12 protein-coding genes are annotated in these 15,521 nt (G+C 61.2%); all 12 read right to left on the bottom strand.

Annotated features, from left to right (window positions below):
- Positions 1-13: 13 nt before the first annotated feature.
- Complete coding sequence (locus OF122_RS05255) at positions 14-550, bottom strand: PadR family transcriptional regulator (protein ID WP_264226761.1); 537 nt, start codon at positions 548-550, stop codon at positions 14-16.
- 98 nt (positions 551-648) lie between these two features.
- Positions 649-1,422, bottom strand: a complete 774-nt coding sequence (locus tag OF122_RS05250) for a crotonase/enoyl-CoA hydratase family protein (protein ID WP_264226760.1) — start codon at positions 1,420-1,422, stop codon at positions 649-651.
- A 50-nt stretch (positions 1,423-1,472) separates the two neighbouring features.
- A complete protein-coding gene (locus OF122_RS05245) occupies positions 1,473-1,889 on the bottom strand; it encodes an acyl-CoA thioesterase (protein WP_264226759.1) in 417 nt (138 codons plus the stop codon).
- A gap of 9 nt (positions 1,890-1,898) precedes the next feature.
- Positions 1,899-2,660 (bottom strand): SDR family NAD(P)-dependent oxidoreductase, encoded by a 762-nt coding sequence (locus OF122_RS05240; protein WP_264226758.1) that lies wholly within the window; start codon positions 2,658-2,660, stop codon positions 1,899-1,901.
- A complete protein-coding gene (locus tag OF122_RS05235; protein ID WP_264226757.1) occupies positions 2,660-3,901 on the bottom strand; it encodes a thiolase family protein in 1,242 nt (413 codons plus the stop codon). The genes OF122_RS05240 and OF122_RS05235 overlap by 1 nt, the downstream gene beginning before the upstream one ends.
- A gap of 3 nt (positions 3,902-3,904) precedes the next feature.
- Positions 3,905-5,767 (bottom strand): feruloyl-CoA synthase, encoded by a 1,863-nt coding sequence (locus OF122_RS05230; RefSeq protein ID WP_264226756.1) that lies wholly within the window; start codon positions 5,765-5,767, stop codon positions 3,905-3,907.
- A gap of 71 nt (positions 5,768-5,838) precedes the next feature.
- Positions 5,839-7,287 carry a siroheme synthase CysG gene (cysG, locus tag OF122_RS05225; RefSeq protein WP_264226755.1) on the bottom strand — a complete coding sequence of 483 codons (1,449 nt, stop codon included), beginning with the start codon at positions 7,285-7,287 and terminating at the stop codon, positions 5,839-5,841.
- Positions 7,259-9,889, bottom strand: a complete 2,631-nt coding sequence (locus OF122_RS05220; protein ID WP_264226754.1) for a nitrate reductase — start codon at positions 9,887-9,889, stop codon at positions 7,259-7,261. The genes cysG and OF122_RS05220 overlap by 29 nt, the downstream gene beginning before the upstream one ends.
- Positions 9,890-9,893: 4 nt before the next feature.
- Entirely contained in the window at positions 9,894-10,229 is a 336-nt protein-coding gene (gene nirD, locus OF122_RS05215; RefSeq protein WP_264226753.1) for a nitrite reductase small subunit NirD, read from the bottom strand.
- Between the two features lie 4 nt (positions 10,230-10,233).
- Entirely contained in the window at positions 10,234-12,681 is a 2,448-nt protein-coding gene (nirB, locus tag OF122_RS05210) for a nitrite reductase large subunit NirB (RefSeq protein WP_264226752.1), read from the bottom strand.
- A 13-nt stretch (positions 12,682-12,694) separates the two neighbouring features.
- Positions 12,695-14,428 carry an ABC transporter ATP-binding protein gene (locus tag OF122_RS05205; protein WP_264226751.1) on the bottom strand — a complete coding sequence of 578 codons (1,734 nt, stop codon included), beginning with the start codon at positions 14,426-14,428 and terminating at the stop codon, positions 12,695-12,697.
- A 9-nt stretch (positions 14,429-14,437) separates the two neighbouring features.
- The gene (locus tag OF122_RS05200; RefSeq protein ID WP_264226750.1) at positions 14,438-15,517 is read right to left on the bottom strand and encodes an ABC transporter permease; all 1,080 of its coding nucleotides are present in this window, start codon (positions 15,515-15,517) and stop codon (positions 14,438-14,440) included.
- Positions 15,518-15,521 lie beyond the last annotated feature (4 nt).

The raw sequence follows: 15,521 nt of genomic DNA, 5'->3' as shown, positions 1-15,521 counted from the left end.
CGAACTCAAGCCCCTACAGGCGCTCGATCGTTCCTGCCAACTCGTCGATCAATCGGGCACTCTCGAGAATCTTCTTCTCGTCAAACCCTGGCTTGCGCGATGCAATGATCAGCACTTCGCGCAAATTGCCCATGGCGCGCCGCAGCGGCGCCGGATCGGCACGATCCTTGGCTTCGGCCAACGCCGCCAGCCGAGAACGCGCGGCGGCAAGCGGCTTTTCGTTTTCAGCCAGATGGGCCTTGCCCGCTTCGGTGATCGCAAAGCTCTTGCGGGCTCCATCGGTGCTGACTTCCTCCACGAGGCCCATTTCGAGCAGCAGAGACAGCGTTGGATAGATCATGCCGGGGCTGGGGGCATAGAGCCCGCCCGACAGCGCCTCGATCTCACGGATCAACTCATAGCCGTGCCGGGGTTGGTCGGTGATGAGATCAAGCACCACCAACTGCAGTTCGGCGGAATCAAATACCCGGCCACGGCGCCCACGCAGGCGCTCGGGGGAAGGCCCGCCACGGCCAAAGGAACCACGTCTGCCAAAATCATGCTCACGCATTTTCAAACTCCTGTTCAGTTAGGAGTAAGATATATTTTGACTGCATCTTAAATTCAAGGGAAAGCAGTCATTTTATTCCGGCCAGCATCTCGGCTCCCCTATCGGAACACCGGCTTGCGCTTCTGAAGAAACGCGTTGAGGCCTTCTTCAGCGTCCGGCCCCGTCTGGCTCAGCGCCGCAGCAAGACTCTCCGCATAAAGCCCTGCCTCGGGCGGCATGGTGGAAATGCGGGACATGGCGTGGATGATGAATTGGTTGATCGTGGGAGAATTTTCGGCGATCCGCTCGGCCAACTCGAACGCTTTGTCGATGGCACTACCCTCGGAAAGGGCGTAATGGGCGAGACCGATCCGCTCACCCTCCGCGCTCGAATAGATGCGTCCGGTCAGCATCATTTCCATCAGACGATCATCCCCGATGAGCTTTGCGATCCGCACCGAGCCACCGCCGCCAACGAAAATTCCGCGCATACCTTCGGGCATGCGGAACTGTACGTTTTCCTCGGCAACCCGGACATGACAGGCCGCAGCCAGTTCGAGACCACCGCCCATCACCGCGCCATTCAGGGCGGCAACCACCGGCACGCGAGCGTATTGGATACTCTCCATGACCCGATGCCAGTTGCGCGAATGGGCCATGACCTCGAGCGGCTCACGACGCACCTGTTCGGAAAGATCGAGGCCCGAGGAGAAATGCCCCCCCGCCCCACCGATAACGATGGCGCGCGCCGCATCGGGAACGTTCGAAAAGAACGCATCGAGCGCGGCGATCGTCGCATCGTTGAGCGCGTTACGCTTTTCGGGGCGATTGAGCGTCAGGTGGACAATGGTGCCCTTGCGGTCAATCGAGAGCACATCCGTGTCCTGAGCCATAATCTTTCCCTTCGGGCCTGGTGTTCAAATCGGTGTTTGTTTGTGCCGGCTTAGCCGAGCACCGCGCGTACATCATCGGGTATCGGCAGCGATACGATCTTTTCGCTATCGTCAGGGTCGCGGCCGACCCAGACGCGTTTTTCATGCGCTTCGATGGCGATCTCGCCTTCATTGTAGAGGAGATGGCGCACGCCGAAGCTCGAACGCCCCAGCGCCGTTATTTCCGAGCGAATCTCGACTACATCTCCGAAGCGGGAAGGCCTGGAAAATTTCGCGCCCGTATCGACCATCGGAATGCCCGCAATACCGTACTTGGCGATCCAGTGACGCTTGTGCATCTTGAAAGCGGCCGACAGCAGGGCCGCCGTCGCATTGTCGAAGAAGCGGAAATAATTGGGGTAGTAGACGATGCCTGCCGGGTCGCAATCGCCGAACTGGATTTCGATGCGTGTGATGTTGGAAAACATGGACCTGTCCTATTTCGGCGCCATGCGCAGCGCACCGTCCAGCCGCACGACTTCGCCGTTCAAATAGTCATTGCCTACCATTGCCAGAACCAGATCGGCGAATTCCTCAGGCTTGCCCAGTCGAGCCGGATTGGGAATGGATTGCCCCAGCGCATCCAACGCCTCGGCGGGCAATTCTTCCAGCAGAGGCGTGAGGAACAGCCCCGGCGCGACAGCCAGAACACGCACCCCGAACCGGGCGAACTCACGCGCCGCCGGCAGCGTCAAGGAAACGATGCCACCCTTCGACGCCGCATAAGCCGCCTGCCCGATCTGCCCTTCAAAGGCAGCGACCGAGGCCGTGGAGATCACGACGCCGCGCTGGCCATTTGCATCGGGCTCTAGCTCCTGCATGGCATCGGCTGCCAGCCGCATCATGTTGAAACTGCCCACAAGATTGACCCGGATCACCCGCTCGAACGCATCGAGCGGCATCGGACCGTCGCGGCCGACAATCCGGGACGCCGTGCCGATGCCCGCGCAATTGACCAGAACCGACGGCGTACCGAGCGCGGCGATCGCGTCGGCAATCGCGGCCCCAGCGCTTGCTGCATCCGCAACGTCGCAGGAGAAAAACCGCCCGCCGATCTCGGTGGCGATGATGGCACCCTTCTCCGCATCGCGGTCGAATATGGCGACTTTCGCGCCCGCCGCAGCCAGAGCCTTGGCCGTCGCCGCGCCGAGCCCCGAGGCGCCGCCGGTGACAATTGCTGTTTTTCCCGCGATGTCCATCAGCCAGCCTTCGGGTTTTCGATGAGAACCGCAATGCCCTGCCCGCCACCAATGCAGGCCGAAGCGATGCCATAACGTTCGCCCGAACGCTCCAGTTCATGAGCCAGCGTGAGCGCGAGCCGAATGCCCGTAGCACCCAGCGGGTGGCCAATGGCGATTGCACCACCATTGACGTTGAGCTTGTCCTCATCGAGGCCCAACTCATCGACACAGGCCAGGATCTGCGCCCCGAACGCTTCGTTGATCTCGACGCGACCGATCTGATCCAGCGTCAGCCCGCTCGCTTCGAGCACGGCGCGAATGGCAGGCGCCGGACCGATACCCATGATCTGGGGCGGCACACCGACCGCCGCAGAGGCGAGAATGCGTGCCTTGGGCGTGAGCCTATGGGATTTTGCATAGTCCGAAGACGCTAGAAGCACCGCACCGGCGCCATCGACGATGGCGGACGAATTGCCGCCTGTCTGAACACCCCCGAACGCCGGGCGCAGTTTGGAAAGGATCTCGTAGGGCGAGGGCCGGATATGGCTGTCGGTATCCACCTGTTCAACGCCGCGCGGCAACCGGATGGATCGCTTATCGATCCCCTCGATTTCGAATGTCTCGCTGACCACGGGCACAATTTCCTCGGCCAGCAATCCCCCATCGCGCGCCGCTATTGCCCGCTCGAAACTGCGAACAGCGAAGCGGTCGACCCGTTCACGCTCGATGCCGTACTGTTTGGCAAGGTTTTCGGCGGTGTCGCCCATGGTGACACATCCGGCAGGATCATAGAGCGCTTCCCAGAGGAAGTCCTTGAACTCCACCTTGCCCATGGCAAAGCCGTTGCGATGCGTATAGGCGGCGATGGGATTACGACTCATCGATTCCGTACCGGCCGCGAGCGCGAGACTGACGCGGCCCAACGCGACCGCATCGGCCGCCTGGGCGATGGCTTCAAGCCCGGTGCCGCAAATGCGCTGCACCAGATGGGCCGGTGCCTCGGTCGGTGCGCCGGCATAGAGCCCGATATGGCGCGGCGTGACATAGGCATCAAACGATGCCTGAGCCATGGAACCGGCGACCGTCGTTTCGATATCTGAAGCGGCGACGCCTGTTTTTTCGATAGCCGCGCGTGCGGCCTTGATACCTAGATCAATGGGCGAGATGTCAGAAAGCGCGCCGCGATAATCAACGAACGGCGTACGAGCCCCGCCGAGCAGCCAGGCATCCTCGAATGTAAGACGCAAACCCTTGGTCATGGATTATCCTTTTCTCGGCAGATCTAGAACGCCGGTCGGCACCGGCTCGGCATAGAGGGCCTCGACAAGATCCTTGCGGGCCGCCAGAACGGCACGCTGGTTGATCGACCCTTTGTCAGTAACCTCGCCTTTGTCGATATCGGGCAGCGCGGTCATCACATACGCTCGGGCAACATGATTGGAACTGCCGGTCGCACGTTTCGCCAGCGCTCCAAGATCAGCCGCAAACTTGTCCTTGACGCTGGCATGTTCCGCAATCTGTGCAGGATCCGTCCCTGCCGGCAAACCGGCAAAACGCGCACAGGCCTCAAAGTCAGGAAAAATCAGCGCGCCCAGATGGTTACGGTCCGCGCCGGTCACAACCACATCGCGGATCAGAGGCGCGCACGCCTCGACTACCGATTTGCGCACGCTGGCAAAATTGACCCAGGTGCCGGTCGAGAGCTTGAAATCTTCACTCACGCGCCCATCAAAAACGAAGCCTTTGGACAGATCATTTTCGTCGGCCTGTCTTACGGCATCGCCGATTTTATAGAACCCTTCCTCATCGAAGGCCTCGCGCGTTTTTTCTTCGTCGCGCCAATAGCCCGGCGTGACATTGGGGCCTTTGACCCGCAACTCCATCTTGTCGCCATTGGGCACCAGCTTGATTTCCATACCCGCCGCCGGCAGCCCGATATGTCCCGCCTCCTGAACCGGCCAGGTGGTGGTGAAGGCAAAGGGAGCGGTTTCGGTTGAGCCGTAGCCGGTGATGATCATCACCCGCTGACCCAGTTCGGCCCGCGCCGCCCTGTCCATGCCGTCAAAGACATGCTGGGACAGGCTGGCGCCCGCATACTGCATCAATTTCAGGCGCGAGAAGAACTTGCTCCGAACCTCGTGATCCTCTTCGAACGCCGCCACAAGGAACTCGTACCCCTTGGGTACGGTGAGATATATGGTGGGCTGAACATCACGTAGGTTGCGCAGCGTATTGCCGATTTTTGCGGGGGTGGGCTGGCCGTCATCGATATAAAAGCTGCCGCCATTGTAAAACGCGATGCCTGTATTGTGACTCGAGCCGGCAACGTGGTTCCAGGGCATCCAGTCCAAAAGCACCGGCGGTTCGTCCTTGAGAAACGCCAGGGCTGTGCGGATCATCTCCTGATTGCAGGTCATCATGCGGTTGGTGGTGATGACACCCTTGGGCATGCCGGTCGAGCCCGAGGTAAAGAGTATCTTGGCAATGGTGTCGGGCGTAACGGCGTCGTGGGCCCGAGCCACCGCTGCTGTGACACCGGTCGCTGCAAGATCATCAAACAGACGCGAGTTACGGCCCGATGGCGGATTGGATTTGACCACCAGAGGAACACTGTCGCCGAACACCGCTTCGATGGCCGGCCCGAATTTCTCGCCATCGGACGCATATATCATTCCGGGGGTGAGGAGCCCGGCGATATGCTTGAGCTTGCCAAAATCGGTGGAGATCAGCGAGTAGGCCGGCGAAATCGGCGCGTAGGGAATGCCAACCCAAATGGCGGCCAGCCCAAGCAGGAGATGTTCGATTTCATTGCCCGACAGGATCATCAGCGGACGGTCCTGCGACAGCCCCGCATCAAGAAGCGCCTGGCCAAGCGGCTTGATGGCCGCCATGACCTGCGCATAGCTCAACTTGCGCCAGTCGCCCGTATCGCTGTTGCGATCTGCAACCATGAGTGCATCGGGAGTTTTTTCCGCCCATTGCGCGATGGCGTCGGGGATGGAGCGCGAATAGGGAGCCAACTGCTCACTCGAACGCACATGAACAATTCCGTCCTGCGCCCGTTCGGCTCGCGCCGACATTTGGCCCATCCTGACCTCGCGAATGGGCGTCGATAGATTTGACATGGCCAACCTCCCAGTTGAATTATGTTATGAAACATAACTAGGTGTCGTCAAGTCGGTAATTTTCAAAATGCCTATGAGGCGTATGCGGCAACCGCTTCAGACGCCGTTGCGAGCCTGGGAGTCTCTGCCCTTCTCCGGCCGAACGCTTGACCGATTGCGGTGATGACCGGGCCGGAAAAGTGCTGGCCCTTCATTTCCACGGCGAGCCCATCGAGCCGGCAGCGCACGATTTGTCGCTCCGGACGACCGACATTGCTCGCTATCAGCACCGGCATGGCCGGGTCCATGCCCCGAGCCAGCAGGTTCTCGGCAATCTGGGGAGCTGTCGCACCCGACATGTAATAGACATGAGTTGTCGCGGGATCGGATAAAGCCCGCCAATCAAGATTTGAGGGCAATTGACCATTGCGGGCGTGGCCGGTCACAAACCGGACCGACTGCGCACAATCGCGGTGGGTCAGCGAGATGCCCAACTCGGCAGCAAGGGCAAACGCAGTCGAAATGCCCGGAACCACCGAGACGGGTATATTTTGCGCTTCAAGGGCGGCAATCTCTTCACCGGCTCGTCCGAACAGCATTGGGTCACCGGACTTGAGCCGCACCACATGCCGGCCCTTGCGGGCAAGGTCGGCCATCATCGAATTTATATCTTCCTGACGGCAACTCGCCCGGCGAGCGCGTTTCCCGACGAGAATGCGCTTGGCCTCCCGGCGCGCCAGTTCAAGAACATCGTCGGAAACCAGATCGTCAAACAAGATCACATCGGCGGACTGCAGCGCGCGGACGGCTTTGAGGGTGAGATATTCCGCGTCTCCCGGACCAGCCCCCACAAGGGTGACACGCCCGGAGGGTACCCGCGACGCGTGGGCAATCATCGCCTCCGGGTCGCCAACTGGCTCCTTGCCCGAAAAACTCAGGTCGGTGAACCGCTCCCAGAAAGCGCGGCGCTCCGCGCCGGCGGCGAGCCGATCCAGCACAATAGAGCGCACAGACTGTGCAAGCCGCGCCCATGCGCTAAGCGTTTTGGGCAACAGGGTCTCGATACGCCGGCGCACCGCCTGACCCAATATCGGCGCCGCTCCGCTGGTGGAAATGCCGACAACGAGCGGAGAGCGGTTGACGATGGAGCCGAACTGAAACTGGCAATGCTCGGGCTTGTCGATCACATTGACCGGCACCCCATGCACTCGTGCCATTGCAACAAACTCGGCGGCTTCTTCCTCTGAACAATCCCCTATGGCCAGTGCCAGGCCAGCCCAGTCCGCCTGCCGCCAATCGCCTTGTACAAACTGGATGGCTCCACGCGCTTCGAGCGCGACCATCTCCTCGCAGAAGTGTTCAGCAAAAACGCTCACTCTCGCACCGGCGGCGGCCATCAATTCGGCCTTCCAGGCGGCAGGCTCTTCGCCACCGGCAACAAGCACCTTTTTTCCCTTGAGATCGAAGAAAACCGGAAGCACGTCGAGGCGTGCCATCCGGGGTGGTTCGGCCTTACTCGGCTGCCGCGAGACGATTTGCATCGATAATTCTCCCGATTTCTGTGCGGCAGGAACCGCAATTTGTGCCCGCTTGCAGGGCATCGCCTATGTCCGCCACGCTGGCGCATCCGCCGACGACTGCATCGGCAATCTGGTTGGCACCGACGCCAAAACACGAACAGACCAGCGGTCCCGGATCGGGCTGATCGGCACCTGGGCGACCCGCGAGCACCCTGGCCCGCGCGATTGGCGTGTCATGTGTTCCGGCGAATTGTTCGATGATCCATTGGCGGGCGGCGAGTACCGGGTCGGGCGAAAGATAAAGCGCGCAATCGAGCCGATCGCCGTCAAAGCGGACAAGGTTGATCCGGCCCGTTCGGGCATCCAGGCTCGTGGTCAGTTGAGCGTTGGCAGGCAGACCCAGAATGGCGCGGGCCTGGACAAGTATATCCTCGGGACGCTCAAAGAACGCGATTTCAGCGCGCCAGCCTTCCCGAGCCGGTGCCACGGCCCAATAGTCGAGCGTGCTCAGATCGGGCTTGCGGCAGCTCACGAGGAATCCATAGAGCGCCACATCGACCGGCGTTGCGCTGACCCGACCCATCTTGAGCGCCGGTTGCCCGGAAACCGGGTCGGTGAACGGGCCAAGGAGTGCATTCGCTCGGCCCGTTACGGCAGTTTCCCCCGTCCAGTGCATGGGCACAAAGACCGAGCCCTTCTGCTGCCGGTCGGTGACGAGGGCGCGAACGATAGCGGTGCCGTAGGCATTCTCGAGCCGGACGAGCTGGGTGCGGCGGATCGAAAGCCGCTCGGCATCGTGGGGATGAATTTCGGCGAAGGGTTCCGCGTAATGCGCTGAAAGGCGCGGCGTGCGGCCCGTGCGGGTCATGGTGTGCCAATGGTCGCGCACGCGGCCGGTGTTGAGGATCAATTGGCCCGGCCCGCGATCCTTGGGGGGCGGAGGGGCGAGAGGAAGAATGCGAGCCTTGCCGTCCGGCGTGAAAAAGCCTCCCGAACCGAAAAACCGCGTTGCTCCTCTGCCGGACCGTGGCACCGGCCATTGGGCCGGAGCGAGCGTTTCATAATCGCGGTCGGCCAGGGCCGAGATATCGAAATCGCGGCTGCCCCGATTCTCAAACCCCGAAAGTTCGGCGTGCTCGGCAAAGATTTCGGCAGGCGAAGCGTAATCGAAACCGGAAAAGCCAAGACGCCTGGCAATCTGGCAAATGATCCACCAATCGGGACGCGCGTCTCCGGGAAGCGGGCGGAAGGCGCGTTGACGTGAAATCCGGCGCTCCGAATTGGTCACGGTGCCCGACTTTTCTCCCCAGCCGGCGGCGGGCAAGAAAATATTAGCCATGCGCGCCGTATCGGTGGTCGCAAACATGTCCGAGACAATTACCGTGTCGCAGTCCGCAAGGGCCTTGCGGGCGGCATCGGCGTCAGGGAGCGATACGACGGGATTGGTCGCCATGATCCACACGGCCTTAATCCGCCCGTCGCCAATGGCATCGAACATGTCGACGGCCTTGAGCCCCGGTTTGGTGGCGATGGCGGGCGCATTCCAGAACCGGGCCACACGATCCGCATCGTCAAATTCCATATGCGCGGCCAGCATGTTGGCCAAACCGCCCACCTCGCGCCCGCCCATGGCGTTGGGTTGGCCGGTGATCGAAAACGGCCCCATACCCGGCCGCCCGATGCGGCCCGTACCCAGGTGGCAGTTGAGAATGGCGTTGACCTTGTCGGTTCCCGAAGTCGATTGGTTGACCCCTTGGGAATAGACGGTCACGACCCTTTCGGTGGCCGTGAACATGTCAAAAAACATCGCTACATCGGCTGTCGAGAGGCCCGTTGCCTCTGCAACGCGAGAGATCGTCCAGTCGTCGGCTGCGTCAAGCGCATCGGAAATGCCTGTGGTGTGGTCGGCGATAAAGCGGGCATCGAGTACGCCGGCATTTGAAAGGTGGGCGAAGAGACCCGCAAAAAGCGCCACGTCGCCATCGGAAGCGATGGGCAGGTGCAAATCGGCGGTTTCAGCGCAATTGGTGCGGCGTGGATCGATCACCACGATCCGCAGATCCGGCCTGGCGTCCCGGGCCGCGAGGATACGTTGATAGAGAACCGGGTGGCACCAGGCGAGATTGGATCCGACCAGCACGACCAGATCGGCAAGTTCGAGATCCTCATAGGTGCCCGGAACAGTATCGGACCCAAAGGCGCGTTTGTGCCCGGCAACCGAGGATGCCATGCAAAGCCGCGAATTGGTGTCGATATTGGCAGTGCCGATAAATCCCTTCATCAGCTTGTTGGCGACGTAATAATCCTCGGTGAGCAGTTGTCCCGATCCGTAAAGGGCAACGGCGTCCGGCCCGTGCGCGTCGATAATTGCGCGCAACCGGCCGGCAGCCGCATCGAGCGCGTCGGACCAGCTGGCTTCAACGCCATCGATCATGGGAACGAGCTGACGACCTTCCAGTGAGATGGTTTCGGCCAGCGCCGAACCCTTCGAGCATAACCGGCCGAAATTGGCCGGATGCTGGGGATCGCCGGCGATTAGAACCGAGCCATCGTCCTGCGGCGTGGCGAGCACGCCGCAGCCGACGCCGCAATAGGGACAGGTTGTGCGGATGGGTTCGGTCAAGTCGCTACTCCGCAGCGACAGCAAGCGCAAAGCTTGCGTCGATCAGCAGCGTTTCACCATCGCGGCGAAGCGCAAACGTCTGAACCTTGCCCTCATCGGCGCCCTGCGCCTCGCCGGTTTCGAGCGAAAACACCCAATTGTGTAGAGGACAGGTCACCTGCGCACCGTGAACGATGCCCTGGCTCAACGGCCCGCCCCTGTGCGGGCAGCGATCCTCGATCGCAAAGACATCGTCGGTAGCGGTCCGGAATACGGCGATCTTGCCGATGGGCGTATTGAGGCACCGCGCACCGCGCTGGGGAATGTCGGAAAGCTGTCCGATCTTGATCCACTCGGTCATCGCCCTACTCCGCTGCCTGGGGAAAGCCGAATTCGGCCATGGCCGCAAACTCGTGCGCGTCCTTGCCGTTGACCCGCTCTTCCCATGGATCGACCTGCGAGAATTTCTGCGAATAGACAAAGCGCTCGAAATAGTGGCGGCGCTTTTCCAGGTCATCGACGATGTTCGCCTTGATCGAGGCCGATCCGACGCGCTTGGCCCATTTGTAGATGCGCTCGAGGTACCGCCCCTGCTCGCGATAGAGCTGGGTCAGAGCCACAATGATTTCGAGCGCCTCATCCTCAGTCTTGGCATGGCAGAGAACTTCGGTGCCCTTGATGTCGAGACCGGCAGCGCCAGCGAAATGGATTTCGTAGCCCGAATCCACGCAGATAACGCCAACGTCCTTGCAGGTCGCCTCGGCGCAGTTTCTCGGGCAGCCCGAAACGGCCATCTTGACCTTGGCCGGCGTCCAGCTCCCCCACATGAATTTTTCGATGCGCACCCCGAGCCCGGTCGAATCCTGGGTCCCAAAACGGCACCAGTCCGACCCGACGCAGGTTTTGACCGTACGCAGTCCTTTGGCGTAGGCAGCGCCAGAAACCATGCCGGCGGCGTTGAGGTCACCCCACACGGCGGGCAGATCTTCCTTCTTGACCCCCAAGAGGTCGATGCGCTGGCCACCGGTGACCTTGATGGTTGGGATAGCGAACTTGTCGGCGACATCGGCGATGGCCCGCAATTCGCGCGGATTGGTGATGCCACCCCACATGCGCGGAACCACCGAATAGGTGCCGTCCTTCTGGATATTGGCGTGCACACGCTCATTGATGAAGCGCGACTGGTTGTCGTCCTCATATTCGCCCGGCCATGTCGAGAGCAGGTAATAATTGAGGGCTGGGCGGCATTTCGCGCAGCCGCACGAAGTTTTCCATTCCAATTCCTGCATGACCGCCGGAATTGACTTGAGCTCCTTGGCGACGATCAGGCGACGCACGTCATCGTGCCCGAGATCCGAACACGGGCAAACCGGCTGCACCGCGGCCGGATTGTAGGAATCCCCGAGGGTTGCCGCGAGCAGCTTTTCAACCAACCCCGTGCAAGAGCCACAACTGGCCGATGCTTTGGTGTGGGCCCGAACGCCATCGAGAGTGTTGAGGCCTTTGGATGCGATCGCGCCGGTGATCGCGGATTTGCAGACACCGTTGCAGCCGCAGATTTCTGCATCATCCGGCAAGGCTGCAACGGCCGCCATAGGGTCCAGTTCGGCACCCCCCTGGTAGGCCTGGCCAAAAATCAAGGTGTCGCGCATGGTGCTGATCGGCTCAGCTTTCTTGATGAGATCGAAGAACCACGCCCCATCGCCGGTTTCCCCATAGAGAACGGTGCCGATCACCTTGTCGCCTTCGAGAACCAGCCGCTTGTAAACCCCGGCCGCTGCGTCGCGCAAAACGATCTCTTCGCGCCCTTCGCCATCGGCGAAGTCGCCCGCTGAATACAGACTAACCCCCGTTACTTTGAGCTGCGTGGCCGTCTGGACCGGCTTGAACGCCGCCTCGGTTTGAGTCAGCGTCTTGGCTGCGACCTTGGCCATGTCATAGAGCGGTGCAACCAGACCATAGACCATGCCGTTGTGCTCGACGCACTCTCCGAGAGCCAGAATATCAGGGTCCGATGTCCGCATTGCATCGTCAACGATAATGCCGCGCTCAACAGTGACGCCGGCATCGGTTGCGATGCGCGTTTCAGGGCGGATGCCCACAGCCATCACCACCAGATCGGCGTCATAAACCGTACCGTCATCGAGAACGACGGCCTCGACCTTGTCCTCGCCGAGGATTGCCTTGGTCTGCGCCTTGCAGTGGATCTTGATGCCACGCCCTTCGAGTTCGCGCTGCAGCAGATAACCGGCAGCAGGATCGAGCTGACGTTCCATCAGATGCCCCATGAGGTGGAGCACCACGACTTCCATGCCGCGGTTGGAAAGCGCTGCAGCCGCTTCGAGCCCCAGCAACCCGCCACCGATGACGACGGCTTTGGCGTTTGGCTTTTCAGCCGCTGCAACCATTTTTTCAACGTCGTCGAGGTCGCGGAAGGCCATAACACCGGGCAAATCCTTGCCGGCGATCGGGATGATGAACGGGGCTGACCCCGTAGCGATCACCAGTTTGTCGTAAGGCGTTTCGACACCATCGGCGAATACGGTCTTGCTCTCACGATCGATCTTGGTGACCGTCTTGCCGAACTGGCACTGAACGCCATGTTGTTCATACCAGTCCGCGTCATGGGTGACGATTTCCTCATAGGTTTTCTCGCCCGCAAGGACCGGGGAGAGCATGATGCGGTTGTAGTTTCCGCGCGGTTCGGAGCCAAAGAGCGTAACGTCATAGGCGCCGGGATCGGCGTCAAACAGGTGCTCGAGCATACGCCCCGAGGCCATGCCGGCACCGATAACGACAAGCTTCTGTTTCATCGTTGTAGTCCTCCTATTCGGCCGCTACGGCGCGTTGGGCGCGCTTGGAGCGTATGCGGTCGAGTGTTTCCTGATCGGGGTTCGCGCCGCCCTCATAGGCCTCTAGGAAGTCGAAAAGCTCCTCGCGGTACGCGTAATAGTCCTTGTGGGCGAGCAGCGCCTTGCGCGAGCGTGGGCGTGGCAGATCGACATCCATGATGTTGCCGATTTTTGCGTTGGGACCGTTCGACATCATCACCACGCGGTCGGCCAGAAGGATCGCTTCATCGACATCGTGGGTAACGCAGATGGCCGTAACCTTGGTGCGCGCCCAGACATCCATCAGAACGTCCTGGAGCTCCCAACGGGTGATCGAATCGAGCATGCCGAACGGCTCGTCGAGCAACAGCAGTTTCGGCGAAAGCGCAAACGCCCGCGCAATGCCGACCCGCTGTTTCATGCCGTTGGAAAGATCGGCAGCGCTGCGGTCCATCGCATCACCCAGACCGACCCGGTCGAGATAATATTCGACGATGTCGCGACGTTCGGCAGCACTGGCTTTGGGATAGACGCGATCAACCCCAAGAGCCACATTGTCGCGTGTCGTGAGCCACGGCATGAGCGAAGGCGCCTGAAAAACCACGGCCCTGTCCGGGCCAGCGCCCACAACCTCGTTGCCATCGAGCACGATGCCACCCGAGGATATGTCGTTGAGCCCGGCAGCCATCGAGAGCACCGTGGACTTGCCGCAGCCCGAATGCCCGATCAGGGTGATAAATTCCCCCTTCTTCATCTTGAGATCGAACCCATCGACAACCGTGAGAGGGCCCTTGGGCGTGGGATAGACTTTCTTGACGTCGGAAAATTCCACATAGCGTGCGCTGGCCGAACCACGGGCCGCGTCCTGGAGGGCCTTTGGCGCCTGGGTCCGGCCCACGGTGATCGGCACGACATTGGGCAGCGTGATATCGCGCTCGTCCGATAGGCTCCGTCCGGCACCCACGTCCATGAGATATTCGGTTATTTCGCGCCTGAGCGCGATGAACCTGTCATCGCTGTTGAGCGCCACCCGGTCCCTGGGGCGGGCGAAATCGACGGAAAAGGACGGCCCAAGCGTAGCCTCCGGTCCCGGCATCAGCGGGATGACCCGATCCGCCAAGAGGATGGCCTCGTCCACATCATTGGTGATGAGCACGATGGTCCTTTTTTCCGCCTGTGAGATGTCAGCGAACTCATTCTGCAATTTGGAGCGGGTCAGCGCATCGAGCGCCGAAAGCGGCTCGTCGAGCAGCAGGACCTCCGGCTGCATGGCCAGAGCGCGGGCAACCGCAACGCGCTGGCGCATGCCGCCCGAGAGCTCGGACGGACGCCGGTCCACCGCATGCGAGAGGCCCACCATTTCCACATAGCGGTTGCGCAGGGCGATGCGCTCGGATTTGGGGAGCCTTTTGTGGACAGCGTCGATGGCGAGGTCAACATTGCCGCCAACCGTCAGCCACGGCATCAGCGAATAGGATTGAAACACCACTCCGCGCTCGGGACCGGGGCCGTCGATCTCCTTGCCTTTGTAGAGAACGCCGCCCCGGTCTGGCTCGATCAGACCGGCCATCAGCGAGATCAGCGTCGTCTTGCCGGCGCCCGAAAACCCGAGAATGGCGACGAACTCGCCATCCTCGACCTTGAGATTGAGCCCCTCGAGCACGCTTGTGCGGCTGGCGCCCTCACCATAGCGCTTGGCAATGTCCGTGAGTTCTAGAATTGTCGGCATTGGTGCCTCCTAGCGCTCGGACGAGAAGGTGAAGGCGGTCTGGAGGGTGAACATCACCCGGTCGAGCAGAAAGCCGATAATGCCGATGGTGAGAACCGCCACCATGATGCGCGCCAGCGAGGACGACGAGCCGTTCTGGAATTCATCCCAGACGAACTTGCCGAGCCCGGGGTTCTGGGCCAGCATTTCCGCGGCGATCAGCACCATCCAGCCCACACCCAGCGAAAGGCGAAGACCGGTGAAAATCAACGGCAGCGCCGAGGGCAGCACCAGCTTGGTGACCGTCTTGGCGGTCGACAGTCGCAGTACCTTGGAAACGTTGACGAGGTCCTTGTCGATCGAAGCGACACCGAGCGTGGTGTTGATCAATGTCGGCCAGAGCGAGCACAGCGTGACCGTTACTGCTGAAATCACCAACGCCTTGGGGAAGGCTTCGGACGCATCGACATAAACCGCCGACACGACCATGGTGACAATGGGCAGCCAGGCAAGAGGCGACACGGGTTTGAACAACTGAACGATTGGATTGAGTGCCCCGTTGAAGGGCTTTGAAAGACCCGAAGCGATGCCCAGCGGCACCGCGACGATCGTTGCGAACGCAAAGCCAAGGCCCACTGTCTTGAGTGAGGTGAAAATCTGGTCGATGAAGGTCGGGTTGCCGGTGTAGGCGCGGATGCGGACGTCAGCTTCGGGATCCTCGGCCAGAAGCTCGGCATTGCGCTCTTCCTGCATCAGGTAGAACCGCGTCTGGCGCTCGCGTTCGGCCTGATGATCCTGCCACAACCCGCCAGCCTGCTCGAGGACTTGCACAGGGCCCGGAATGGCCCCCAGCGAGGTCTGGACCTGCGGCGCAAGGATCGCCCAGCCAGAAACGAACACCACCAGCCCCATAAGCGGAAAAAGCAGACTGTCCCGCAACTCGCTCATTTGCTGGCGCGGGTCGTCACCGGCTGCGATGCGAAGCAAGGGGGTGAGCCAGCCAAAGCCGAGCGCCGTCAGCCAGGCCGATGCGCGGTTGATGACTGCAAAGAGCTTTTCGCGGCGGCTCGCGCCACCCGCGGTTTCCGATGTGTCAGTCGCGATGCTCATTGTC

The organism is Pelagibacterium flavum, from assembly GCF_025854335.1.
Lineage (GTDB): Bacteria > Pseudomonadota > Alphaproteobacteria > Rhizobiales > Devosiaceae > Pelagibacterium > Pelagibacterium flavum.
The sequence above is the reverse complement of the archived record's forward strand: the minus strand, read 5'-3'. Positions and strand labels throughout refer to the sequence as shown.